19 protein-coding genes, 2 tRNA genes and 1 riboswitch are annotated in these 23,866 nt (G+C 64.0%); of the genes, 15 read left to right on the plus strand and 6 right to left on the minus strand.

The window, feature by feature from the left end; all coding sequences use genetic code 11:
- Positions 1-12: 12 nt before the first annotated feature.
- A riboswitch (ZMP/ZTP riboswitch) is annotated at positions 13-158 on the minus strand.
- Between the two features lie 29 nt (positions 159-187).
- On the minus strand, positions 188-1,036 hold the full coding sequence (locus tag D3F03_RS16060; RefSeq protein ID WP_119110455.1) for a lytic transglycosylase domain-containing protein: 849 nt from the start codon (positions 1,034-1,036) through the stop codon (positions 188-190).
- A gap of 497 nt (positions 1,037-1,533) precedes the next feature.
- Between D3F03_RS16060 and D3F03_RS16065 the strand changes: the two genes are divergently transcribed.
- Entirely contained in the window at positions 1,534-4,275 is a 2,742-nt protein-coding gene (locus D3F03_RS16065; protein WP_119110456.1) for a DUF349 domain-containing protein, read from the plus strand.
- 52 nt (positions 4,276-4,327) lie between these two features.
- Here D3F03_RS16065 and D3F03_RS16070 read toward each other — a convergent pair.
- Together D3F03_RS16070 and D3F03_RS16075 are read right to left on the minus strand one after the other, a co-directional pair.
- Positions 4,328-4,412: transfer RNA gene (locus D3F03_RS16070), tRNA-Leu, on the minus strand.
- A gap of 105 nt (positions 4,413-4,517) precedes the next feature.
- Positions 4,518-4,602: transfer RNA gene (locus tag D3F03_RS16075), tRNA-Leu, on the minus strand.
- 34 nt (positions 4,603-4,636) lie between these two features.
- On the opposite strand from D3F03_RS16075, the gene rnr reads away from it, so the two are divergent.
- Complete coding sequence (gene rnr, locus D3F03_RS16080; RefSeq protein ID WP_119110457.1) at positions 4,637-6,934, plus strand: ribonuclease R; 2,298 nt, start codon at positions 4,637-4,639, stop codon at positions 6,932-6,934.
- An 81-nt stretch (positions 6,935-7,015) separates the two neighbouring features.
- On the opposite strand, the gene D3F03_RS16085 is transcribed toward rnr, so the two are convergent.
- The 3 genes from D3F03_RS16085 to D3F03_RS16095 are packed head-to-tail and all read right to left on the minus strand — an operon-like array spanning position 7,016 to position 11,249.
- Entirely contained in the window at positions 7,016-8,524 is a 1,509-nt protein-coding gene (locus D3F03_RS16085) for an NAD(P)H-hydrate dehydratase (RefSeq protein WP_119110458.1), read from the minus strand.
- Between the two features lie 45 nt (positions 8,525-8,569).
- Complete coding sequence (locus tag D3F03_RS16090) at positions 8,570-9,829, minus strand: FAD-dependent oxidoreductase (RefSeq protein WP_119110459.1); 1,260 nt, start codon at positions 9,827-9,829, stop codon at positions 8,570-8,572.
- A gap of 49 nt (positions 9,830-9,878) precedes the next feature.
- Entirely contained in the window at positions 9,879-11,249 is a 1,371-nt protein-coding gene (locus tag D3F03_RS16095) for an amidase (protein WP_119110460.1), read from the minus strand.
- 154 nt (positions 11,250-11,403) lie between these two features.
- Between D3F03_RS16095 and rpsB the strand changes: the two genes are divergently transcribed.
- The 13 genes from rpsB (at position 11,404) to lpxA (ending at position 23,864) form a co-directional block, all read left to right on the plus strand.
- Positions 11,404-12,156 carry a 30S ribosomal protein S2 gene (gene rpsB / locus D3F03_RS16100; protein ID WP_119110461.1) on the plus strand — a complete coding sequence of 251 codons (753 nt, stop codon included), beginning with the start codon at positions 11,404-11,406 and terminating at the stop codon, positions 12,154-12,156.
- A gap of 101 nt (positions 12,157-12,257) precedes the next feature.
- Entirely contained in the window at positions 12,258-13,181 is a 924-nt protein-coding gene (tsf, locus tag D3F03_RS16105) for a translation elongation factor Ts (protein ID WP_119110462.1), read from the plus strand.
- Between the two features lie 51 nt (positions 13,182-13,232).
- Complete coding sequence (pyrH, locus tag D3F03_RS16110) at positions 13,233-13,955, plus strand: UMP kinase (RefSeq protein WP_119110463.1); 723 nt, start codon at positions 13,233-13,235, stop codon at positions 13,953-13,955.
- Between the two features lie 42 nt (positions 13,956-13,997).
- Positions 13,998-14,555, plus strand: a complete 558-nt coding sequence (frr, locus tag D3F03_RS16115) for a ribosome recycling factor (protein WP_119110464.1) — start codon at positions 13,998-14,000, stop codon at positions 14,553-14,555.
- A gap of 23 nt (positions 14,556-14,578) precedes the next feature.
- A complete protein-coding gene (gene uppS / locus D3F03_RS16120) occupies positions 14,579-15,310 on the plus strand; it encodes a polyprenyl diphosphate synthase (RefSeq protein WP_119110495.1) in 732 nt (243 codons plus the stop codon).
- A gap of 9 nt (positions 15,311-15,319) precedes the next feature.
- On the plus strand, positions 15,320-16,171 hold the full coding sequence (locus D3F03_RS16125; protein WP_119110465.1) for a phosphatidate cytidylyltransferase: 852 nt from the start codon (positions 15,320-15,322) through the stop codon (positions 16,169-16,171).
- Positions 16,171-17,361, plus strand: a complete 1,191-nt coding sequence (gene ispC, locus D3F03_RS16130; protein ID WP_119110466.1) for a 1-deoxy-D-xylulose-5-phosphate reductoisomerase — start codon at positions 16,171-16,173, stop codon at positions 17,359-17,361. The genes D3F03_RS16125 and ispC overlap by 1 nt, the downstream gene beginning before the upstream one ends.
- 17 nt (positions 17,362-17,378) lie before the next feature.
- Positions 17,379-18,737 carry an RIP metalloprotease RseP gene (gene rseP / locus D3F03_RS16135; protein ID WP_119110467.1) on the plus strand — a complete coding sequence of 453 codons (1,359 nt, stop codon included), beginning with the start codon at positions 17,379-17,381 and terminating at the stop codon, positions 18,735-18,737.
- 52 nt (positions 18,738-18,789) lie between these two features.
- Positions 18,790-21,087 (plus strand): outer membrane protein assembly factor BamA, encoded by a 2,298-nt coding sequence (bamA, locus tag D3F03_RS16140; protein ID WP_119110468.1) that lies wholly within the window; start codon positions 18,790-18,792, stop codon positions 21,085-21,087.
- A complete protein-coding gene (locus D3F03_RS16145) occupies positions 21,087-21,605 on the plus strand; it encodes an OmpH/Skp family outer membrane protein (protein ID WP_119110469.1) in 519 nt (172 codons plus the stop codon). Before bamA ends, D3F03_RS16145 begins: the two co-directional genes overlap by 1 nt.
- A 27-nt stretch (positions 21,606-21,632) precedes the next feature.
- Positions 21,633-22,625 carry a UDP-3-O-(3-hydroxymyristoyl)glucosamine N-acyltransferase gene (gene lpxD / locus D3F03_RS16150; RefSeq protein ID WP_119110470.1) on the plus strand — a complete coding sequence of 331 codons (993 nt, stop codon included), beginning with the start codon at positions 21,633-21,635 and terminating at the stop codon, positions 22,623-22,625.
- Positions 22,622-23,062: a 3-hydroxyacyl-ACP dehydratase FabZ gene (gene fabZ, locus D3F03_RS16155; RefSeq protein ID WP_119110471.1), complete on the plus strand. Its 441-nt coding sequence runs from the start codon at positions 22,622-22,624 to the stop codon at positions 23,060-23,062. Before lpxD ends, fabZ begins: the two co-directional genes overlap by 4 nt.
- Before the next feature lie 13 nt (positions 23,063-23,075).
- Entirely contained in the window at positions 23,076-23,864 is a 789-nt protein-coding gene (gene lpxA / locus D3F03_RS16160) for an acyl-ACP--UDP-N-acetylglucosamine O-acyltransferase (RefSeq protein WP_119110472.1), read from the plus strand.
- The last annotated feature ends 2 nt before the right edge of the window (positions 23,865-23,866 follow it).

The raw sequence follows: 23,866 nt of genomic DNA on the forward strand, positions 1-23,866 counted from the left end.
GTCCCTTGAATCAAGGGCTGCCCAGGCGAACGGCGGAACGCAGCGGACGGGGGCCCGTGCGGCACGCTTCCCGGTGGTTCACAAGGACAGCGCCTTGCTGGTTTCCACGTCAGCGACGGCCCTTGGGGCCGCGCCTATCGCCAGTCGCGTACCCCGCGAGTTTACCTGAGACCCTGGGCCGACTTGCTCAGAGTGCGGAGAGCAGGGCGACTTTGTCGGTGCTGGCTGCGGCCGGGATGGCAGGAGCCGGCGCAGCAGGCGTCACGGCCTTGGTGGTCAAGGTGCCGGCGGCGGAAGGTGCGGTGCGCGTGCTGCGCCCGGCGGCTACCTGGCGCAAGCGGAAGTGCTCGGCCATCACCTTGGCGGCATAGCCGCCATCGCTTTCAATATTGGCGGCGCCCACGTAGTAACGCAAGCCGCCTTCGAGGGAGCCGGCGCGGCGGATGCATTCTTGCAGCACCTGTACGCCGACCCGCAAATTGGTGACAGGGTCAAAGGCTGCGAGATGCCCGCCCACACTCTCATACTTGTCGGTGTGTACGCGGGTCATCACCTGCATCAGGCCTTGTGCGCCGACCGGGCTCTGGGCAAAGGGATTGAAGCTCGACTCAATGGCCATGATGGCCAGAATGAGCGTCGGATCGAGCTTGGTCTTGCTGCCAATTTCATAGGCCTCGCTGACCAGCAAGCTCAGTGGCTCAGGCGCCACGTTGTATTTCTTGCTGAGCCAATAGGCCACGCGTGCCTGCTCCTTGGGCAGGCCTTGCGGATCTGTTGCCAGCACCCGTTCGCTCGGCTCCTCTATATCTAGTGCGTCGTCCGCTTCTGGTGCCACGCTCTGGCGCGCTTCAAGCCAGCTGCGCAGTTGCACTTCGCCTTGGGCACGCAAATCGGGGCGTGCTGCCAGCATGATGGCCAAGCAGGCCACGGCGAGTCCGAGCAGCGCAAAGCTGTTGTGGGTCGTTTTCAAAAAGACGTTGGTCAAGGTGTTTGCCATCACACGCAAGGCCGCGGCCAACTTTCCTGTCGCTGTCATAGCTTCCTTTCGGCGGTACTGTCGCGGTTCGCACAGACACAAGGTCTCGCGTTCGCGATGTTCACCTGATTGGTACGCCATCAAATTCGTGCCTGGCGTGTAGCACTGGACCGTTTTGACTTAGCCGAGATCGGCAGCGGAACTGGGGTTTGTACTTAGCGTTGGCGCCAAGATCGCGGATTCTAGGAGGGCATCAAATGCCAGGTCAACACTAACATTGTAATTTAATAGCTTTGTTTGTTATTAAATAGCTGTATGAAACCGCTGATTTGGCCCGTGCCGACAAGAGTCTTGAAGTCTTCACGGTGCTTGCATCGCTCCGCCTGGCGGCCTCTGCGAGGCAGGTGCAGGCAGCGGGCGCTGGTCTGAAAGTCCGGAAATTGGGGAGTCGAACCAAAACGCGGTGAAAATAGGCCCATGCACGCAATGGCGTGCCCTCTGTTCTTATTTCTTTGTTTGGCTGGCGAGCACTTGTACGCCATTGCCTCCATCTGCTCATGTTTCCTTTTTCTTTGCGCAACAAGATGTCCGACGCCCCTGATCTCACCCCCACGCCGGCACCGGCGGCGCCCGTGCATCCCCTGGACGGGCTGACTGGTGGAGCCTTTTCTGCTGCAACCTCTGGTGAGCGCGCCGCCCGAATTCGCGAGTGGTTGGTCTCACAGCCCGAGCCGGCGCAGCTCCAGGAAGTCTTCAAGGAGCTGAGTGGCCGCGACAAAGGCGCTGCGCGTGCGGTGCGCGAACGTCTGGATGAAATTCGCCGAGCCAAAAGCCAGGAGCTGATTGCTGCCGAATGGGCAGAAAAGGCCACTGCGCTGCTGGCAGCCTCCAAACTCAATATCGCCGACGCCATGGCCTGGCAGCGCGACGCCGCCAAGGCCGGTGCGCCGCTCTCACGCGAACCGCTGGCCGAGCTTAAGACGGCTTTGACCGAGCGCATCAAGGTGATTGAAGACCTCCAGCACCGCGTGCAGGTGCAGCGCGAGGCCGCGGTGCTGCTTGCCCAGCGCATTGAAGTGCTGTCGACCAAATCCTGGCAGGATGCCCACGCGGTGCGTGAGGCGCTGCAGGCTGACGTACAGAACTGGCAGGACCAGGCGCAGGCCTTGGCGAGCGACGCCAGCTGGCCAAGCGTGGAGGCGCGCTTTCCTCCGCTCCTTGATACGTCGCGTGCGCAACTGCTCGTTGTCTGGGACGCGTTCCAGGCCGCCATCGCCCAGGCCGCGGCTGCGGCGGCAGATGCGCAGGCACCGCTGCCGGCGGTCCCTTTGTGGGCCGACGAATTGCGCGCCGCGCGTGGCGAGGCTCCGGCTGCGGCCGAAGCGAGCGCTCCGCGTCCTGCGAAGCCCCGAACAGACCCGGCGATCGTCGCCCAATCGGTGGCCAAGGTGTCTGAGGCGCTCGCCAAGTTGGAGCAGGAAACGGCGCAGGGCCACGGCAAAGCCAGTTCTGGCGCTGCCGCGGCATTGCGTGCCGTGCTCAAGCAGCATGGCCGGCATATCGACGCAGCGCTGGAGCAGCGCGTGCACGCGGGTTTGGTGGCGGCGGGCGAGCTCGAAGGCTGGCAGCGCTGGAGCTCTGACCAGGTCCGCGAAGACCTCATTGCCAAGGCGCATGGCTTGCTCAATCGCCCGGATGGCCAGGCCCTGGGCGGGCGCAAGATGCAAGAGAGCCTGCGCCAGTTGCGCGAGCAATGGAAGCAGGCCGATCAGGGTGGTGCGCCCAACCATGGCCTATGGAAGAAATTCGACGAGGCGTGCAACGAAGCACACAAGGTGGTGGAAGCTTGGCTGGAGAAAGTGCGCGCTGACGCAGCCGAGCACAAGGCGCAGCGCTTGGCCCTGATTGCCGAACTCCAGGCCTGGGGCGAGCAGAACGCCACCAATACCGATTGGAAGTCTGTTTTGCGCGGACTGCAGCAATTTGGCGCCCGCTGGCGTGAGGGCGGGCATGTGGGCGAGAAGCTGCTGGCCGAACTGCTGCCCCAGTGGAAGCGGGCCATGGACGCGGCGGCTGCGCCGTTTGAAGCCGCGCAAGCAGCCAGCTTGGGTCGACGCCAGGCCATGATTGAGGAGGCGGCAGTGCTGGGTGCCGCGCCCATGCTGCGCATCGACGCCGTCAAGGCTCTGCAGCAACGCTGGCAAGCCGAGGCACAAGCCGTGCCGATGGAGCGACGCCAGGAGCAAAAGCTTTGGGACGCATTCCGCAAGCCCATTGACGAGGCCTTCAATCGCAAGACGGCCGATCGCGAGCGCGGCGCAGAGCAGACGAGCGCACACGACAAAGCCGTGCTCGAAGCCTCCAAGGCTCTGGAAGCCGCCAACGCTGGCGGTGACGTCCAGGCGATTCGCGCTGCCGTGGCTGCTTTGGAGGCTGCTTTGCGTGGTCAGGCGGCCCATGCCGCCGAACAGGCTACCGCGCATGCCCCTGAGGCACCGACCAAGGCCTCAGGCAGTGGTGTTGGCAGCGCAGAAGGACAGGCGCAAGACGCTTCTCCAGCGTCTTCTCCGATGGATGCCGCCGCAGAACGCGAAGCTGGCGTGCAAGGTGAACAGGCTGCTGCGCAAGCACTACGGGCCGTGCCACGCCCTGTCGTGGCCGTACGCGGTGACGACCGGCCGGGTATGAAGAAGGATGTGCCGGCAGCACCAGGCCGGGGCGCCAGGCCGGGCGAACGCCGCGATGCCCGGGGACCGCGCGATGGCGCGCCGGGCATGGGCCGGCCATCCGGGCGCTTTGGTGAGCGTGCAGAATTTGCCGACCGTGGGCCGCGGCTGGGTGATGCCGCGTTCCGGGCGCAGCGCGAGGCACTGGAGCACGCGCAGGCGGCGCTGCGCAAACTCGCTGCCCAAGCGCATGGTGAAGCGCTGGCGCATTTGCTGGCCGCCTGGGATGCACGCGATGCCTCGCAGATCCCATCCACGCAGGAATTTGGCCGCGCCGTGAACGCAGCTGCGCGCAACCTCTGGGTGCAGGCGCTGTCGCAAGCACCGCAACCCAAGCCCAAGGTGCCCGCAGCGGATCTGCTGCTCAGGCTTGAAATTGCCGCCGAAGTGCCAACGCCCGCCGAGCAGCTACCGGCCCGCCGGATGCTGCAATTGCAGCTGCTTACGCGCCGCAATGAAGCAGCGCCGGCCGAGACCTGGACGCAGGATGTGGCTGCGCTGCTGGCAACGCCGAGCGAGGCGGGCGCCGCTCGCCGGCTGCAAAACGCGTTGAAGGCGCTGATGCGCGCTTAGTCTCGACGTTCCAATAAAAAAGCCGCTGCAATGATTGCAGCGGCTTTTTGCTTGGTGCCCAGAAGAGGACTCGAACCTCCACGATGTTACTCGCTAGTACCTGAAACTAGTGCGTCTACCAATTCCGCCATCTGGGCTTGAACTCGAATGCCTGAATTTTATAGCAATGAACCCAAGATTCATGCGCCAATGGAGCGAATAACAACAAAAAAGCCGCTTACGCAGCGGCTTCTCGTTAAACTTGGTGCCCAGGAGAGGACTCGAACCTCCACGATGTTACTCGCTAGTACCTGAAACTAGTGCGTCTACCAATTCCGCCACCTGGGCATTTCAGGAAAGAACGAGATTGTATAGCAAAAAAATGAGTGAAAAATTGCCCGCAAACCAGCCTACCGACGAATTTGAAGGCACGGTTCAAGGGCACCGCGATGGCCACGGTTTTGTCCTGCGCGACGATGGCCTGTCTGACATTTTTCTTCCCCCAAACGAGATGCGCGCGGTGTTGCACAAAGACCGCGTGCGTGTCTGTATCGTGCGCCAGGACCGGCGTGGCCGTCCCGAGGGGCGGGTGGTTGAAATCATCGAGCGGCCCGCGCAACCGCTGATCGGGCGGCTGCTGCAAGAAAGCGGCGTGTGGATCGTTGCGCCTGAAGACAAGCGCTACGGGCAAGACGTGCTCATCCCCAAGGGGGCGCTTGCCGATGCGCAGCCGGGCCAAGTGGTGGTCGTGCAACTGACCGAGCCACCCGCGCTCTATGGCCAGCCTGTGGGCCGCATCACCGAGGTGCTCGGCGAGGTGGACGACCCCGGCATGGAAATCGAAATCGCCGTGCGCAAGTACGGCGTGCCGCATGAATTTTCTGAGGGGTGCCTGGCCGAGGCTGGCGCGCTGCCCGATAAGGTGCGGCCGCAGGACAAGAAGCACCGCATCGACCTGACCGATGTCCCGCTCGTCACCATTGACGGCGAAGACGCACGCGATTTTGACGACGCCGTGTACTGCGAGCCGGCGAAGGTGGGGCGCGGCAAGGGCTGGCGCCTGCTGGTTGCGATTGCCGACGTGAGCCACTACGTGCAGACCGGCAGCGCCATCGACATCGACGCCTACGACCGCGCAACCAGCGTGTATTTCCCGCGCCGCGTCATTCCGATGCTGCCCGAGAAGCTCTCCAACGGCCTGTGCTCGCTGAACCCCGAGGTCGAGCGTTTGTGCATGGTCTGCGACATGCTGATCACGGCCAAAGGCGAAGTACACGCCTACCAGTTCTACCCGGCGGTGATGTTCAGCCACGCCCGCTTCACCTATACAGAGGTTGCGGCGATTCTGGCGAACACGCGCGGCCCAGAGGCGGCGAAACGCAAAGAGCGCGTGCCTGATCTGCTCAACCTGCACGATGTGTACCGCGCACTGTTGATAGCGCGGCGCGAGCGCGGTGCGGTGGACTTTGAAACCACCGAGACGCAGATCGTCTGCGACGACAACGGGCGCATCGAGAAAATCATCCCACGCACGCGCAACGACGCCCACAAGCTGATCGAAGAGGCCATGCTGGCGGCCAACGTTTGCAGTGCCGACTTCATCGCCCAGGGCAAGCAGCATGGCCTGTACCGGGTGCACGAAGGCCCGACGCCCGAGAAGCAGGACATCCTGCGCAGCTACCTGAAGGCCATGGCGGTGGGCATGACCATCAGCGACAACCCGGCACCGTCCGAGTTCCAGGCGATTGCCGAAGCCACCAAAGACCGGCCGGACGCCCAGCAAATCCACACCATGCTGCTGCGCTCCATGCAGCAGGCCATCTACACGCCCATCAACAGCGGCCACTTTGGTCTGGCGTTCGAGGCGTACACCCACTTCACGAGCCCGATTCGCCGCTACCCCGACCTGCTGGTGCACCGCGTCATCAAGTCGATTCTGGGCAATACAAAGTACCGCCTGCCCATGCTGCCGATGCCGGGTGAAGCGCATGCCAAGTTGGCCAAGCGCCTGGCAGCGCGCGTCCCCCGGCCCGGCGCCGTGCCGCGCAAGAAGGAAACGGGCGCTGCGCTGGCGGAAACGCAATCGTGGGAAGCGGCGGGCCTGCACTGCAGCGCCAACGAACGCCGTGCCGACGAGGCCAGCCGCGATGTCGAGGCCTGGCTCAAGTGCAAGTACATGCGCGAGCACCTGGGCGAGGAATACGGCGGCGTGGTGTCGTCCGTCACCAGCTTCGGCATCTTCGTCACGCTGGACGCGATGTACGTCGAAGGCCTGGTGCACATCACCGAGCTGGGCGGCGACTACTTCAAGTTCGACGAGGCGCGCCAGGAACTGCGCGGCGAGCGCAGCGGTACCCGCTACGCCATCGGCTCGCGCGTACGCGTGCAGGTCAGCCGGGTCGATCTTGATGGCCGCCGCATCGATTTCCGCCTGGTGCATGAAGGCGAGGCGCTGGCGCCGCGCGGCGCTGGCGACCGAAGCGGCGGGAAAAACGGCAGCAAAAAGAGCGATAAGCCGGCGCGTTCCCGCAGTGATGCGGACGATGTACCACCCGTGAGCCGCAAGGCCGGGCGCGTTGCATCTTCCGCGCCCGCATCGGGAGGCAAATCGCGGCAGCAGGCTGCCCTGCTGACCCAGGCGCCGGCGCGTACCGGCAAGGGCAAGTCACGCCGGAGCTGAAGCGCAGACCTCCGTTTGCGCACGTTTCGCTATATTTTTAGGAGCTGCTAGCGCATATGGGATAAGCGCTAGTGCCTATTTTTACTTAAAATTTGGCGCGCAGGCCAATGCGCTGGCGACCAAGCTTGTGCCGCCGGGCCAGCCGTCGGCCAGGCGGCCATGCACGAACACCGCATGGCGCGCCGCGGCGAGTGGGGCGTCGCCAGCGGCAAGGCGCGCGCCCACCATGCCGGCCAGTACATCGCCCGTGCCCGCCGTGGCCAATCGGGCGTTCCCCGTGGGGTTGATGAAGGAGGGGGCTTCCCCGGGGGGCGCCACGATGCTGCCCGAGCCCTTGAGCACACAAACGCAGCCAAAGCGCTGCGCCAGCGTGTGCGCTGCGGTGAGTCGGTCGGCCTGCACGCTGGCAGCGCTGCAGCCCAGCAGGCGGGCGGCTTCCAGTGGGTGGGGCGTCAGGATGGTGGGCAGGCCGTGTGCCGCGCGCTGGGCCAGGGCGGTTTGCAGCTTGGTGTCGCGTGCGATGGCATTCAGCGCATCGGCATCCAGCACCAGGCGAGCGGCCTGAGTGAGTACGGGCGGCAGCACCTCGATTACCGCTTCGCCGCCGCCGCAGCCGCAGACCACCGTCAGTTGGCCCAGTTCCAGGGCCTCGAAGTGGCGCTGCATCAGTTCAGGCGTCGAGTTGGCCGCATGCAATGCGCCGCCGTCCAACAGGGCCACCAGCACCCGCCCGGCACCTGCGTGCAATGCGGCCGTGGCGGCGAGCAGGGCCGCGCCTTCCATGCCCATGCCGCGTCGCGCCAGGCCTTCGCCGCCGACGATGGCAACGTCGCCAAAGCTGCCCTTGTGGCTGGCGTGGGGGCGGGGGCTGTGTTCGGGCGGGCCGGCCAGCCAGGCGCAGGCACGGGCATCCTCTGGAGAGACGCCCAATCGATCGAGCCATACGGTACCAGCGGCATCGCGCCCTTGTGCAGTGAAAAGGCCGGGTTTGAGCGTGAGGAGCGAGAGGGTGTGGCAGAGCGCCCCCGGGGGGATACCCGGCGCGAATCCTTCTGCCCAGGCGCCGGTGTCGGTCTGCAGGCCGCTGGGCACATCCACACACAGCAAGGGGGCTGGGCCGGCGCGCAACTGGTGCAGCAGGGCGCGCCAACGCTCAGGCGGCGGGCGCGAAGCATCCCCGGGCGCAAGGCCAATGCCCAGCAGCGCGTCGATGCACAAGTCGCGCTCGGTCAGGGCCGTAGCGGGGCCGTCGGCAAAGCACACGCCGGCGCTGCGCGCGCGCTCAAGCGAGCGGCGTGCGTCGGGCGGCACGTGGGTATCGTTGCCCAACCAGGTCACCGTGACCTGGCGGGTGGGGTTGTGCAGGTGCAGGGCGGCTTCCAGCCCGTCGCCGCCGTTGTTGCCTGGCCCGCAGACGATCCACACCTTGCGCGCGTGCGGCGCGAGCGCCAGGGCGAGCTGCGCGGTGGCCAGGCCTGCGCGCTGCATCAGCGTGTGTTCGGGCAGACCCGCCGCTGCGGCCTGTTCCAGGGCGCGCGTGGCGGCAAGGTCGTGCAGGGCGTGGGGCCGGTCAGGCAGGATGCGCAGCATGCGCGCCATTATGGGCGTGCGGGTTGCGCGCTTGGCGTTACCGGCTCAAGCTTTGGCGGCGGAAAAATGCGCCAGTTCGCTCGCTGCCCATGCGCACGTCTGCCCGCTCAGCATCTCGGACAGCAGGCGTGCGCAGCCGCTGGCGAGCGACCACCCATAGCCGCCGTGGCCCAAATTGAGCCAGAGACCGGGCACGCCGCTAGCCCCTAGCGCAGGCAGGCCGCCTGGGCGCATGGGCCGTGCGCCGCGCCACAGCTGCATGCCAGCGCGCTGCGTGCTGCCAGGGAACCAGGCGTCCAGCGCTTCGTGGAGCTGGCGCACGGTGGCCGGGTGGGGCGTGCCGTCGCTTTGCCCGAGTTCTGCGCCACCGGCCACACGCACGCGCTGGCCCAGGCGCGCGATCGTCACCTGCCGCGCCACATCGATCACGACACCTTGCGGCGCGGCGGCGTCTTCGCGCAGCGGCGCGGTGAGCGAGCTGCCCCAGAGCGCCACCAGACCGAGGTGCAGGCCGAGCGGCTCCGCCAGACGTGCGGTGTGGGCGCCGGTGCACAGTACGGCGGCATCAAATGGGCGCGGCTGGGTCTCGCCCTGAAGATGCAGCGCCATGCGAGCGCTGGATGGACTCAAGCGGGCGACCTCGGCCTGAAACTCGAACACCACGCCCAGGCGCTGCGCCGCCTGGCGCAGAGCGCTGGTGAACTGGCGGCAGTTGGCCGCCTCGGCCTGTGGCAGGTGCAGTGCGATGGTCAGGCGCTCGGCCTCTGCCAGGCCGGGTTCGATGTGGCGCGCGGCCTCGGCACCGATTTCATGCAGCGCCGTGCCAGCATCGCGCAGGGCCGTCACGGCCGCGCGCAAGGGTGCCGCGCCCTGCTCATCTTGCAGCAGCACCAGTGCACCCTGGCTGCGTTCCAGATCAAGTTCCAGAGCCTCGGTGGTCTCCAGAAAGCACTGCTGGCTGAACTGCGCGAGCTTTGCCAGCGCACGCATGGCGGGCGAGGGCTCGCTGCTGCGCAAAGCAGCGCGCGCTGCACTGCGCCAGTTCCAAAGCCAGCGCAGCTCGGCCACAGTGGCGCCGCGCGTGCGCACCCGGATGCCGGAACCCACCAGGCTGGGCGCTGCCATGGCGCCTGGCATGGCCCAGGGCGCGAGCAAGCCGGCGCCCAGTACAGCCCCTGGCGCAAAGCTCGATTCTTCGGCCACGCTGGAGCGGCGCTCGAACACCGTCACCGCATGCCCTGCGCGCGCGAGTTCGTACGCGCTTGAGACGCCGACCACGCCGGCGCCCACGATCGCTATCTTCATAAATTTAAGGGTTTTTGGCTTCTAACGCTTATTTAGTAAGCGCTGATAGCTATTGTTTTTGGAGCAATTCTTCGGCACGAAGGCCAATATTGAGCACTGCGTCGTCGTGCAGTGCGCCGTGCCAGACCATCAGGCCCACCGGCAACTCGCCGCGCACATGGCAGGGCAGCGACAGGGCGCAGCCGTCGAGCATGTTGACGACGCTGGTGTTGCGCAGCAGCAAGGCGTTGACGCGCTGGAACTCGGCGTCGCGCACAGCGTCCTGCGCGGCATCCTGGCCATTGGCCGGCGCCACGCTGGCAATAGGCGGTGCGACGAGGGGCACCGTCGGGGAGAGCAGGGCGTCGAAGCCGGCGATGGCCGCCTCTACGCTGGAAATCCAGCCGGCTCGCGCCTGCAACAGATCAATGTAGTCGGCGGCAGACATAGTGGCGCCGCGCTCGATGCGCACGCGCACCCGCGGGTCGTAGGCCGCAGCGTGCCGGGCCAAGCGGTGGCGGTGCCAGGCGAAGGCCTCGGCGGCGGCAAAGCTTCCGCGCACCTGCAGCCCTGACAGTTCCTCGGCTTGCCGCAGCTCAATTGCTTCAATGTGGGCGCCGGCGGCGCGCAGTTGCGCGATGCTGCGCTCAAACGCCGTGCGCACGGTGGCGTCCAGTCCGTCCAGAAACACGCCGCCGGGCACGGCGAGGCGCCACATCGACAGCGGCGCCGCACTGCGTGTGATGCGCCGGGCCGCCAGAATTTCGTGCGCCAGCACGGCATCCCGGACCGAACGGGTCATGGCGCAGGCCGTGTCCAGGGTGGTGGAGAGCGGCACGGCGCCTTCGGTCGGCACCAGGCGCGCCGTGCTCTTGAAGCCGACGATGCCACACAGCGCTGCAGGAATGCGAATCGAGCCGCCGGTGTCCGAGCCCAGGCCGATGAAGGCAGCACCAGTCGCCACCGACACAGCGGCCCCCGATGAAGAGCCTCCGGGCACGCGCGCCGGCCCGGGCAGGGCGCCAAAACGCCCGTCAAAGGCAGCCGGGGTGCCGTAGTGAGGGTTGGTGCCGACGCCCGAAAAAGCGAATTCCACCATGTGCGTGCGGCCCACGACCACGCCGCCAGCGGCACGCAGGCGCGCCACGGCGGGGGCGTCTTGCAGGGCGGGCGGCTCGGTCGCCAGCACGGTGGAGCCCGCCATGCTGGTGATGCCCTGCATGCCAAACAGGTCTTTGACCGATACCGCCAAACCAGCCAGGGGGCGGTGCGCCAGCGAGGGCGATGCGGCCGTCTGCAGCGCCTCATCAAATAAAGAAAGCGAAAATGCGTGGTGGCATTCCGGCGCTCGCGCGCGGGCGATGCAGGTTTGCATTTCCGCACTGGCGCTGGTGGCGCCTGTGTGCAGCAGGCGCAGCGTGCTGTCAAGGTCTTTTGCCATGCCTATGCTAGAATCCTTGGGTTTTGCAGAGCGTTAAACCTCAGCGAAAACAATAGCAAACCAGTCCCGCCAAGGTGTTGCGGTCGTGCCAGCGAATGAAGTGGCAGGCCGCGATGTCGGACTGGATTTTAGACCCAACCTTTGGAGTACTTTTATGGCAGTCACCATGCGCGAAATGCTGGAAGCCGGCGTTCACTTCGGCCACCAGACCCGGTTCTGGAACCCCAAGATGGCCCCGTACATCTTCGGCCACCGCAACAAGATTCACATCATCAACCTGGAAAAGTCGCTGCCGATGCTCCAGGAGGCGACGAAGTTCGCTCAGCAGCTCACCGCCAACCGCGGCACCGTGCTGTTTGTCGGTACCAAGCGCCAGGCCCGCGACACCATCGCTGCTGAAGCCCAGCGCGCTGGCGTGCCTTTCGTGAACCAGCGCTGGCTGGGCGGCATGCTGACCAACTTCAAGACCGTCAAGACCTCCATCAAGCGCCTCAAGGACATGAAGGCGCAGCAGGAAGCTGGCCTTGAATCCCTGAGCAAGAAAGAGCAACTCATGTTCACGCGTGAGATCGAGAAGCTCGAAAAAGACATCGGCGGCATCCAGGACATGACGGCCCTGCCCGATGCCATCTTCGTGGTCGACGTGGGCTTCCACAAGATCGCCATTGCCGAAGCCAAGAAGCTCGGCATTCCGTTGATTGGTGTGGTTGATACCAACCATTCGCCCGAAGGCATTGACCACGTCATTCCTGGCAACGACGACTCCGCCAAAGCGGTTGACCTGTACGTGCGCGCCATGGCCGATGCGGTCGTTGAGGGTCGCAACAACGCGGTGTCCGATGTGGTGAAGGCGGTGTCCACTGAAGGCTCTGACGAGTTCGTGGAAGTGCAAGAGACCGTGGCCTGAGAGTCCCCTGCCCGCGCGACGTTTGTCGCAAGAAAAAGCGGGGCTGAATCGGCCCCCTTTTTTTATCTTGATACGACTGAATTGAATTTGGAGAACTGAGAATGGCTGCAATTACCGCAAGCATGGTGGGTGAACTGCGTGGCAAGACGGATGCCCCGATGATGGAATGCAAGAAGGCGCTGACCGAGGCCAATGGCGACATGGTCAAGGCCGAAGAGCTGCTGCGTGTCAAGCTCGGCACCAAGGCCGGCAAGGCGGCGTCGCGTATCACGGCCGAGGGCGTGGTGGCAAGCTTCATCGACGGCAACACCGGCGCGCTGGTTGAAGTCAACAGCGAAACCGACTTCGTCAGCAAGAACGACAGTTTCATCGCCATGGCGAATGCCGCCGCCGAGCTTGTTGCCAAGCACAACCCGGCCGACATCGCCGCGCTGGGCGCACTGGCGTATGAACAAGACAGCTTCGGTCCCACGCTGGAAGACGTGCGCAAGGGTCTGATTGGCAAGATTGGCGAGAACATGTCGTTCCGCCGTTTCCAGCGCTTTGCTGGCGGCGACAAGCTTGCGTCTTACCTGCACGGCACGCGCATTGGCGTGGTGGTGCAGTACGAAGGCGACGAAACTGCCGCCAAGGATGTGGCGATGCACATTGCCGCCATGAAGCCTGTGGCCCTCGCCAGCAGCGATGTGCCTGCCGAGCTGATTGAAAAAGAGCGCTCCGTGGCCGCTGCCAAGGCTGCGGAAGACAAAGCCAAGGCGCAAGCCGAAGGCAAGCCGGTGCAGTCCGACGAAATCGTGGCCAAGCGCATTGAAGGCGGCGTGCAGAAGTACCTGAAGGAGGTGTCGCTGTTCAACCAGGCCTTCGTGAAGAACGACAAGCAAAGCGTCGAGCAGATGCTCAAAGAGCGCGCCACCACCGTCAAGGGTTTTGCTCTGTACGTGGTCGGCGAGGGCATCGAGAAGAAGGTGGACGACTTTGCTGCCGAAGTGGCTGCCCAGGTCGCCGCTGCCAAGGCCGGCGCCTGAACACTGTCCATACGTCTGTTCACCAACCAAAGCCTTAAGAAGGAGCGTTCCATGACGACTGCCACACCGGCCTACAAGCGCATTTTGCTCAAGCTGTCCGGTGAGGCGCTGATGGGCGACGATGCCTTTGGCATCAACCGCGCCACCATTGTGCGCATGGTGGGCGAGGTGGTAGAAATCACCCGCATGGGCGTCGAGGTGGCGGTGGTGATTGGTGGGGGCAATATCTTTCGCGGCGTCGCGGGCGGTGCCGAAGGCATGGACCGGGCCACAGCCGACTACATGGGCATGCTGGCCACGGTGATGAATGCGCTGGCGCTGGCCGACGCCATGGACAAGCAGGGGCTGACGGCGCGCGTGATGTCGGCCATTTCCATCGAGCAAGTGGTTGAGCCTTACGTGCGGCCCAAGGCATTGCAGTACCTGGAAGAAGGCAAGGTGGTGGTGTTTGCCGCCGGCACCGGCAACCCGTTTTTCACCACCGACACGGCAGCGGCGCTGCGCGGCGCCGAGATTGGCGCCGAACTCGTTCTTAAGGCCACCAAGGTGGATGGCGTGTACACCGCCGACCCGCACAAGGACCCCACGGCTACGCGCTATGCGACACTGAGCTTTGACGAGGCCATGGTGCGCAACTTGGGCATCATGGACGCCACCGCGTTTGCTCTGTGCCGCGACCAGAAGCTTCCGGTGAAGGTGTTTTCCATCTTCAAGCCTGGGGCACTCAAGCGGGTCGTGATGGGGCTGGACGAAGGCACGCTGGTGCATGCCTGAAGCACTGCGCGACCGCGGGCCCCGATTTCGAGGAGAAAGAACATGACAACCGATATTCGCAAGACCATGGAGGGCAAGATGGACCAGTCCATCGTTGCCTTCAAGAACAACCTGCAGAAAATCCGCACCGGCCGCGCCAGCCCCGCGCTGCTCGATTCCATCCATGTGGAGTACTACGGTTCCATGGTGCCACTCAGCCAGGTGGCCAACGTGCAATTGCTCGACGCCCGCACCATCAGCGTGCAGCCGTGGGAAAAGGGCATGGGGGCCAAGATCGAAAAGGCCATCCGCGAGAGCGACCTGGGTCTGAACCCGGCATCTCTGGGCGATCTGATCCGTGTTCCCATGCCGCCTATGAGCGAAGAGCGCCGCAAGGAAATGACCAAGCTGGCGCGCAACGAGGGCGAGTCGGCCAAGATCGCCGTGCGCAACCTGCGCCGCGACGCCAACGAAGCCGTCAAGCGCATGGTCAAGGACAAGCTGGCGTCCGAAGACGACCAGAAGCGCTCCGAGGCCGAGATTCAGAAAATCACCGACCGCCATGTGGCGGACATCGACGCCTTGGTGGTCGCCAAGGAACAGGACATCATGGCGGTGTGAAAGCACCGCTGCACCCCGTCTGCATGGCCCAATCCCTCGCTGCACCCACCCACATCGCCATCGTCATGGATGGCAATGGCCGCTGGGCAAAACGCCGTTTCCTGCCGCGTCTCGCGGGCCACAAGCAGGGCGTGGATGCGTTGCGCCGCTGCGTTAAGGCCTGCGCCGAGCGTGGCGTGTCGGTGCTTACCGTATTCGCGTTTTCCTCCGAAAACTGGAATCGCCCGGCCGACGAAGTGTCCGGCCTGATGGAGCTGCTGGCACGGGCCATAGGGCGCGAAGTGTCGCAATTGGCGCGCGATGGCATTCGCCTGCATTTCGTCGGCGAACGCGCCAACCTTACGGCTTCCATGCGTGCGGGTCTGGAGCAGGCCGAGGAACAGACGGCACACTGCACACGCATGGTGCTCAACATTTGCTTCAACTATGGTGGCCGCTGGGATATTGCCCAGGCCGCAGCCAGCCTGGCGGCGCGCGGCGAGGCGATCACGCCGGACAGTCTGGACGCCGCCATGGCGCTGTCGCATGTGCGCGACCCCGACCTTTTGATTCGCACCGGCGGTGAGATGCGTCTGAGCAATTTCCTGCTGTGGCAAAGCGCTTATTCCGAACTTTTTTTCAGCGACAAGCTCTGGCCGGAGTTTGACGAGGCAGCGCTAGATACTGCCATAGCGGCCTACCATGGCCGCGAGCGCCGCTTTGGCCTGATTTCTGAGCAACTTGCCCAAGAGCCGCACGCTCTGGCGCGTGCCTGAAGGACCGCCATGCTCAAGCAGCGCATCGTCACAGCCCTGGTCTTGTTGGCCATTTTGTTGCCGGCGCTTTTCTACCCCCAGCCGATTGCATTTGCGGCCGTGGTGCTGGTGCTGGTGGCGGGAGCAGCCTGGGAGTGGGGGCGGCTCAATGGCTGCACGTTTGCCGCATCGCTCGTGCTGGCAGCCCTTTGTGCGCTTCTGTGCCTTGCGTCTTGGCAGGCCGGCTGGCTGCTACGCCCCTTGGTGCTGCTGTGGACCGTGGCGACTGGGGCCTGGGTGCTGGGCTCGGCCTGGCTGCTGCGCGCGGGGGTTGCGGGTTGGCCTCGCATTCCACAGGCGCTGCGGCTTGTCGCTGGCGTGCTGGCCCTTTGGCTGGCGTGGCTGGCGGTGGTGCGGGCGCGCATGATCGGTATCAACTTTCTCCTGTCGGTGATGACGCTGGTCTGGATGGCCGACATCGCCGCCTATTTCACCGGCCGCAGCTTTGGCCTGCGCTTCACGAAAAACAAGCTGGCCCCCTCGATCAGCCCGGGCAAGAGCTGGGAAGGCGTGTGGGGCGGTGTTGCCGGAGTGTTGCTGCTGGGTTTGGCGTGGTCCGTCCTGGACCGCCATTGGGGCGCCACCGTACCCAGCCTTTACTCGCGCCTGGCAAGCCAGGGCCTGTGGCTGCTGGTGCTTGGCGTATTGTTCATGGCTTGCATGAGTGTCGTGGGGGACTTGGTTGAATCGCTGGTCAAGCGCAGTGCCGGGGCCAAGGACAGCAGCAACCTGCTCCCTGGTCACGGTGGCGTGCTCGATCGTGTGGACGCCTTGTTGCCCACGCTACCGCTGGCCATGATGCTGACCTCGTTGGTGGCCTGATGCGCCAACGTATCACAGTGCTTGGCTCGACCGGGTCAATCGGCAAAAACACCCTCGACGTCGTCGCGCGTCACCCCGAGCGTTTCGAGGTGTTTGCCCTCAGTGCCGCCACGCAGGTGGAGCTGCTGCTGGCGCAGTGTGCCCAGTTCCAGCCACGCTACGCGGTCATGGCAAGTGCGGTTCACGCACGCGAATTGGCTGAAAAAATCAAGTCAAATGGGCTTCCGACGCAGGTGATTCAAGCGCATGATGCTCTTGAAACCATAGCATCTCATCCGGAGGTGGACAGCGTCATGGCCGCCATCGTCGGTGCTGCGGGCCTGGCACCCTGTCTGGCTGCGGCGCGTGCTGGCAAGCGCCTGCTGCTGGCCAACAAGGAAGCGTTGGTGGTGGGCGGCGAGGTTTTCTTGCAGGCGGTTCGCAGCGGCGGCGCCACCTTGCTGCCGATCGACAGTGAGCATTCGGCTATTTTCCAGTCGCTCCCGGAAGACCCGGCGACCTGGGCCGGGCGCGTTGACAAAATTATTTTGACCGCCTCGGGTGGGCCCTTTCGCTCCCGCCCGCCGGCGAGCCTGCGCGATGTCACCCCCGAAGACGCCTGCGCGCACCCGAACTGGGTCATGGGGCGCAAGATTTCAGTGGATTCGGCCACCATGATGAACAAGGTGCTGGAGGTGATCGAGGCGCGCTACCTCTTTGGGCTGGCGCCGGCGCAGCTCGATGTGGTGATCCACCCGCAGAGCACCATCCATTCGATGGTGCAGTACCGCGACATGTCGGTGGTGGCACAAATGGGCACCCCCGACATGCGCGTGCCGATTGCCTATGGGCTCTCCTGGCCGGAACGCGTCGCCTCGGGCGCCGCAGCGCTCGATTTCCATGCACTCAGTGCCATGACCTTTGAGTCCATCGACGACCATGGCCATCCCGAGCGATTCCCAGGCTTGCGCCTGGCCTGGGAGTCGCTGGCCGCAGCGCCCGGAACCACGGTGGTGCTCAATGCGGCGAATGAGGTGGCGGTGCAGGCGTTTCTGGAACGGCGTATCCGTTTTGACCAGATTCACGCCTTGAATCTTGAAACTTTGTCCGCAGTCCCCTCGTCCAATCCCGATTCACTCGACGCCCTGCTCGATCTTGATGCCAAAGCGCGCAGCAGCGCCGAGCAGCATGCCATGCGCATGTCTGCCTGAGTTTCGAGGAAACAGCCATGCTGACCTTCATTGCTTTCGTTGGCGCACTTGCCATCCTGATTGCTGTGCATGAATACGGCCACTACCGCGTGGCGGTGGCCTGCGGTGTCAAGGTGCTGCGGTTTTCGGTGGGTTTCGGCAAACCGATTCTGCGTTGGCAGTCCAAGGGCTCGCCCACTGAATTCGTGGTGGGCGCCATCCCGCTGGGCGGCTTCGTGCGCATGCTCGACGAGCGCGAGGCGCCTGTAGCCCCTGAAGAAAAGCACCTGGCGTTCAACAACAAGCCGCTGCGCGCACGAGCGGCCGTGGTGGCGGCCGGGCCGCTGGCCAATTTGCTGCTGGCGGTACTGCTCTACGCCGTGGTGAACTGGGCGGGCGTGCAGGAGCCTATGGCGTACCTGTCAAGCCCACCAGAGGGCTCCATCGCCCAGCGCGCCGGGCTGCATGGCGGTGAGTTGGTGCAGAGCATTGCATTGGGAGACGACCAGCCCAGCGAAGTGCGCTCGTTTGAGGATCTTCGCTGGACGTTGACGCGCGGTGCGCTCGATGGTCTGCCTGCCCGGCTGGAGGTCCAAGCCCGTCCTGGCGTGTCGCGCAGCGTGCTGCTGCCGCTCGATGAGATAGATGCCAAGCAAGCCGATGCCGACCTGCTGCGCAAGGTCGGCATTGCTACCCCCTGGAGCCGGCCCGTGATTGGCGAGTTGGTAGCGGACGGCGCCGCAGCCCGCGCCGGCCTGCAAAAGGGGGATCTGGTGCTGCGTATCGGCCCGTCGGAAATAGACGACGCGCAGCAACTGCGTGAACGTATCCGCGCCTCGGTGAGCGCGGGTGCCCCGTTGGCGCAGAACTGGAGCGTCGAGCGCGGCGGTCATGTACTGGAGATCACGGTGGCGCCCGATGCCGTGGGCGACGAAGGCCAGGTGATTGGCCGCATTGGCGCGTATGTGGGCGAGCCCCCCCGCTTTACCACGGTACGTTATGGAGCGCTGGAAGGCTTGTGGAATGGGGTCAAGCGCACTTGGCAGGTGTCGGCACTCTCGCTCAAGATGATGGGGCGCATGGTGATTGGCCAGGCCTCCCTCAAGAACATCAGCGGCCCACTGACCATTGCCGATTACGCCGGCCGCTCAGCCCATGTGGGCGTGACCCAGTATCTGACGTTTCTGGCCCTGATCAGCGTCAGTCTCGGGGTGCTGAACCTGCTGCCACTGCCGGTGCTCGACGGCGGCCACCTGATGTATTATCTTTGGGAGGGCATTACAGGCAAGAGCGTGTCCGAAGCCTGGATGGAAAATCTGCAGCGTGGCGGCATTGCGGTCTTGCTGCTTATGATGTCCATCGCATTGTTCAACGATTTCACCCGGCTATTTGGCTAACTTGCGGGCCCGTGCGAAAGCATACGGCGGTACCCGACATCGATCTCTCTCCATGATGAAGAAACTACCTCGCTTTGGCGTGCGGACCGTTGCGGCCGTGGCGGCCCTGGTTCTCGCAGCACAGGCGGCCTGGGCGCTTGCGCCTTTCAAGGTGCGTGATATCCGGGTGGAGGGTCTGCAGCGTGTAGAGCCCGGAACGGTTTTTGCGTCGCTGCCCGTGCATGTCGGCGACGACTACAACGACGAGAAGGGCGCAGCGGCCATTCGGGCGTTGTTTGCCCTGGGCCTGTTCACCGATGTGCGTCTGGAAGCGTCTGGCGATGTGCTGGTCGTGGTGGTGCAGGAGCGACCCACGATTGCCGCCGTGGAGTTTGCCGGGGCGCGCGAATTCGACAAGGACACGCTCAAGAACGTGATGCGCGACATTGGCCTGACCGATGGCCGCCCGTACGACAAGGCGCTGGCTGACCGCGCCGAGCAGGAGCTCAAGCGCCAATACATCAACAAGAGCTTTTATGCGGCCGAAGTGGTGACCACGGTCACGCCGGTGGATCGCAACCGTGTGAACCTCACTTTTACGGTGACCGAGGGCGAGACGGCGCGCATCAAGGACATCCGCATTGTTGGCAACAAGGCGTTCAGCGACTCGACGCTGAAGGGGCTTTTCGATCAGGACACGGGTGGCTGGCTAAGCTGGTACACCAAGTCCGACCGCTACGCACGGCCCAAGCTCAACGCCGATCTGGAAACCCTGCGCTCCTACTACTTGCAGCGCGGTTACCTGGAGTTCCGCATCGATTCCACGCAAGTGGCGATTTCACCTGACAAGCAAGACATTTCCATCACTGTCAACGTCACCGAGGGTGAGCGTTTCGTGGTGTCCAGCGTCAAGCTTGAAGGCAACTACCTGAACCGCGAGGACGAATTCAAATCCCTGGTCGCCATTCGGCCTGGTGAGCCCTACAACGCCGACGAGGTCACGGAAACCACCAAGGCGTTTTCGGACCATTTTGGTAATTTCGGTTTTGCCTTTGCCCGCGTGGAGGCTGTTCCGGAGATTGATCGCGAGCACGGCCGGGTGGCGCTGGTCTTGACGGCAGACCCGCAGCGGCGCGCCTATGTGCGGCGCATCAATGTTTCAGGCAACGACCGCACGCGTGATGAGGTGGTGCGGCGCGAATTCCGCCAGTTTGAAGCTTCATGGTACGACGGTGAGAAGATTCGCCTGTCACGTGACCGCGTTGACCGGCTGGGCTATTTCACGGAGGTCAGCGTCGAGAGCGTGGAGGTTCCAGGTGCGCCCGATCAGGTGGATCTGGTCATCGCAGTCAAGGAAAAGCCCACGGGCTCGCTGCAACTGGGGGCCGGTTTCTCCAGTGCCGAAAAGGTGTCGTTCTCGTTTGCCGTCAAGCAGGAGAATGTCTTTGGCTCAGGGAACTACCTGGGCATCGATGTCAATACCAGTAAATTCAACCGAACGCTGACGCTTAGCACCACCAACCCGTACTTCACGCAGGATGGTATTTCGCGCACGTTCGACGTGTATTACCGTACTGCCAAACCGTACCAAGACCAGGGCGGTAACTACGAACTGGTGACCACGGGCGCCAGTGTGCGTTTTGGCGTGCCGTTCAGCGAAACCGATACGGTGTTCTTCGGTGGTGGCCTGGAGCAGACGCGCATCAAGGCGGGTACCAACATTCCGGCGGCCTACCTGGTCTATGCAGACCGCTATGGCGCCAGCAGCTCGGCCGTGCCGCTGACCATCGGCTGGTCGCGTGACAGCCGAGACAGTGCACTGGCACCGAACTCAGGCCGTTACCAGCGCCTGAATTCTGAATGGTCGGTCGCGGGGGATGCGCGCTATCTGCGCGCCAACTACCAGTACCAGCAGTACGTACCATTGAACAAGAAGTTCACAGTGGCCCTCAATGGTGAGCTGGGAATGGGCAAGGGGCTTGGTGGCCGCCCGTTCCCGGTGTTCAAGAATTTCTATTCCGGCGGCTTGGGCTCGGTACGCGGTTTCGATCAGGGCACCCTGGGTCCGCGTGATGTGACAGGCGCATCGCTGGGTGGACCGAAGAAGGTGACGCTGAACGCCGAACTGATCGCTCCCTTCCCAGGGGCTGGCAACGACCGCACGCTGCGCGTGTTTACCTTCCTCGACATGGGCAATGTGTATGGCGATTCAGACCCCATTCGTTTGAATGAAATGCGCGCCTCTACAGGTGTGGGGATCAGCTGGATCTCGCCGCTTGGGCCTTTGAGCTTGGCCTACGCCAAGCCGATACGCAAATTTGCTGGCGATAGAATTCAACAACTCCAATTCCAGATCGGAACCTCGTTCTAATGACACATATTTCTCGTTATGCCGCATGCGCGTTGGCGCTGGCGACGTTTGCCGCCTGGACGCCTGCCCAGGCTGATGATTTCAAAGCGGGCTTCGTTCACACTGAGCGCGTTTTCCGTGAGGCCAACACCGCCAAGGCGGCACAGGCCAAGCTTGAGCAGGAGTTCTCGCGCCGCGACAAAGACTTGCTCGACCAAGGCAATGCTCTCAAGGCCGCCAACGACAAGTTCGAACGCGAGGCGCCTACGCTCTCCGAGAGCCAGCGGGCCACCCGCCAGCGTCAGTTGGTGGACCAGGACCGTGATTTCCAGCGCAAGCGCCGCGAATTCCAGGAAGACCTGAACGCGCGCAAGAGCGAAGAGCTGACGCAAATGGGTGACCGTGTGAACAAGGTCGTCAAGCAGATCGCCGAGCAGGAAAAATACGACCTCATTCTTGACCAGGCGGTCTATATCAATCCCAAGAATGACATCACGGACAAAGTGATCAAGGCGCTCAATGCGGCGCCTGCCAAGTAAGCGCGGCCTGCGAGTTGCGGTGTTGGCGTGAGTCTTCGCCTGGGGGAAATCGCCGAGGCCTTGGGTGCGCATCTTTATGGCGACGCGCAGTTAGGTATTGATCGGCTGGCTCCGCTTGAGACAGCGGGGCCAGACGCGCTGAGCTTTCTGAGCAATCCGCGTTACCAGCAACAGCTTGCCGCCTCCAAAGCCGCGTGCGTCATCGTGGCACCCGCCATGGCCGAGCTGGCGAAAGCGCGCGGTGCCTGTATCGTCGCGGACGACCCGTATGCCTGCTTTGCACGTGCGACCCAGCTATGGAAGCGACATATCGGCCCTGCGCGGGTGGGCGGAATTCACCCAAGCGCCGTGGTCAGCCCGGACGCCGTGGTGCATCCCTCGGCCGCCATTGGACCCCTGTGCGTCATCGAACGAGGTGCCGAGGTCGGCGCGGACACTGTGCTGCGCAGCCGAGTCACGCTGGGCGAGGATTGCCACATCGGCGCTCGCTGCATCGTCCACTCGGGCGTGGTGATTGGCGCCGACGGCTTTGGCTTTGCGCAGGAGCGAGGCGCCTGGACCAAGATCGAGCAGCTCGGCGCGGTGCGCATTGGCGACGATGTAGAGATCGGCGCCAACACCTGCATTGATCGCGGCGCCCTGGACGACACGGTGATTGAAGACGGCGTCAAGCTCGACAACCTGGTGCAGATCGGCCACAACGTGCATGTCGGACGCCACAGCGCCATGGCGGGCTGCGTGGGCGTTGCCGGCAGTGCGAAGATTGGCGCGCGCTGCACTTTTGGGGGCGGGGCCATCGTGCTGGGCCACCTGAGTGTGGCCGACGATGTCCACGTCTCGGCCGCTACGGTCGTGACGCATTCGATCCATCGGCCCGGCCACTACACTGGCATGTTCCCTATCGATGACAATGCGCGCTGGGAAAAAAACGCCGCTACGCTCAAGCAGTTACACCGCTTGCGCGAGCGCATCAAGGCGCTGGAAAGCCGCCTGCAAGACAACACACCCGAACGCCCATGATGGACATCCACGCAATTCTCAAGCAACTCCCCCACCGCTACCCTTTTCTGCTGGTGGACCGGGTGCTCGAACTCGAGCGCAACACGCGCATCAAGGCCGTCAAGAACGTCACCTTCAACGAGCCCTATTTCATGGGGCATTTTCCCGGGCATCCCGTGATGCCGGGTGTCTTGATTCTTGAGGCGCTCGCCCAGGCGGCCGGGCTTCTGGCATTCGACGCCATGGGCCAGGTGCCTGATGAAAACAATATTTACTACTTCGTCGGTATCGACGGCGCCCGTTTCAAGCGGCCCGTGGAGCCGGGCGACCAGCTGATGCTGGACATCACCATCGATCGCGTGCGTGGCGGTATCTGGAAGTTCAAGGGCATCGCCAGCGTCGGCGACGAGGTTGCCTGCGAGGCGCAACTCATGTGCACCATGCGCGCCGTCGGCTAAAGAGAGGCGAGAAGTGGTCGCGGCGCGCATACACGCCACCGCCGTCATTGATGCGGCGGCGCAGATTGATTCCTCTGTCGAGGTGGGCCCTTACGCCGTGATTGGCCCGCATGTGTCCATCGGTGCTGGCAGCACGGTGGGGGCACACTGCGTGATCGAAGGGCGCACCACGATTGGCGCCGACAACCGCATCTTCCAGTTTGCTTCCCTGGGCGCGGTGCCGCAGGACAAGAAATACGCTGGCGAGCCGACCGAACTTGTCATCGGCGACCGCAATGTGATCCGCGAGTTCTGCACCTTCAACATCGGTGTGCCGGGGGCAGGTGGCATCACGCGCGTGGGCAGCGACAACTGGATCATGGCGTATACGCACATCGCGCACGACTGCCGCGTTGACAACCACACCACGCTGGCCAATAACACCACGCTGGCCGGTCATGTTCACCTTGCCGACTGGGTCACGATCGGCGGACTCACCGGCATTCATCAGTTTGTCTCGATCGGCGCCCACGCAATGGTTGGCTTTGCCAGCGCCGTGTCGCAAGATGTGCCCCCCTTCATGCTGGTCGACGGCAATCCGCTGGCCGTGCGCGGCCTCAACATCGTCGGCCTGCGCCGCCGCGGCTTTTCGACAGCGCGCGTGCGGGTCATCAAGCAGATGCACCGTCTGCTCTACCGCCAGGGCCTGACGCTGGCCGCAGCGCGCGCGGCGATTGCAGAACTGCCGGCCGAGGACGCGCAGCAGGACGTGGCGATGATGCTCGACCTGCTGGATGCGTCGTCGCGCGGCATCGTGCGCTGAAT

The sequence above is a fragment of the Simplicispira hankyongi genome (assembly GCF_003570885.1).
GTDB lineage: Bacteria > Pseudomonadota > Gammaproteobacteria > Burkholderiales > Burkholderiaceae_C > Simplicispira > Simplicispira hankyongi.